General features: G+C 60.6%; 1 protein-coding gene and 1 pseudogene. Both read right to left on the bottom strand.

The window, feature by feature from the left end:
* Positions 1–750 (bottom strand): MCP four helix bundle domain-containing protein (locus tag BLU39_RS18575; RefSeq protein WP_139178370.1); only part of this gene is annotated, 750 nt, incomplete at its 3' end.
* A 56-nt stretch (positions 751–806) separates the two neighbouring features.
* Positions 807–1,076: pseudogene (locus BLU39_RS18580) on the bottom strand (hypothetical protein); the annotation flags it as partial.

A 1,076-nucleotide genomic window follows, 5' to 3' on the forward strand; every position in this document is an offset into this window, starting at 1 on the left:
CAGCAATTGCCCGGTTTCATCCTTGGCGCTGGCGTCGATCTGCGCCGTCAAGTCGCCATCGGCCACCTTGCGGGCAATCTCCACGGCCGTGCGCAAAGGGCGCACGATGCCCGTCGTCAACAGCCAGGCGCACACGACGCCAAAGCCCAGCGCCAGCAAGGCCAGGGTCAGCAGCAGGTTGCGGCTGGTGTTGGCCACTTCGTCGATCTCGCGCGCCGTCGTGTCGATGCTGGCGCGCTGGTGCTGCAGCATGTCGTTGACCACCTTCAGGTATTGCGTCGAACCGGGTACGAAGATGCCCTGGAACGCCTTCTCCGCTTCCGCTTCCTGGCCATCCGCCTTCAGCTTCGACACTTGCGCGCGCGAATCGAGGTAGACCTTGCGCTGTTCGCTCACGAGGCGGAACAGTTCCTTTTCTTCCGGGCTGGAAATCAAGGCTTCGATTTTCTTTTGCAGTTCGCCCGAGACCACCGACGACTGCTTGGCTTCTTCCGCAAAATACGCGCCCAAGGTCGTGTCGCTGCTGCGCGCGATGGCCGTGGTGCGGCGCACGCCGCTGTCGATCTTCGCATACCAGTCGGAAATATAGCGCTCCTTGGCCAAGGGCAATTCCATCATGGTGCGCGTGGCCGTGGCCACGTCATGCAAGCGCCACACGCTGATGCCGGTAATAAGCATGGAAAACAGCAAGATCACGGCAAAACCCAGGCCGAGGCGCACACCAATACTGACGTTTCTTAACAAATTCATGTGAATATCCTAAAAAAGCGGAACCAGACGATATAAAAAAGAGGCAGAAGCCGATATCAGCGTGAGCCGAGGCGCAAGGCGGTTTGCGGCGCTGCCGGGCGTTTCAGCGTCTGCTGGCCATTCAACTTGAAGACGCTGACCACCTGCGCCAGGTTATGCGCCTGGTGCTGCATCGATTCGGCGGCCGCCGCCGATTCTTCCACCAGCGCCGCATTTTGCTGCGTGACGGCGTCCATCTGGCCGATGGCGCGGTTGATCTCGTCGATGCCCACGCTTTGCTCGCTGCTGGCGGCCGTGATTTCCGTGATGATGTCGCTCACGCGCTG

Origin of the sequence: Janthinobacterium sp. OK676 (assembly GCF_900103595.1) — a bacterium.
In the GTDB taxonomy this organism is placed as follows: Bacteria; Pseudomonadota; Gammaproteobacteria; order Burkholderiales; family Burkholderiaceae_D; genus Janthinobacterium.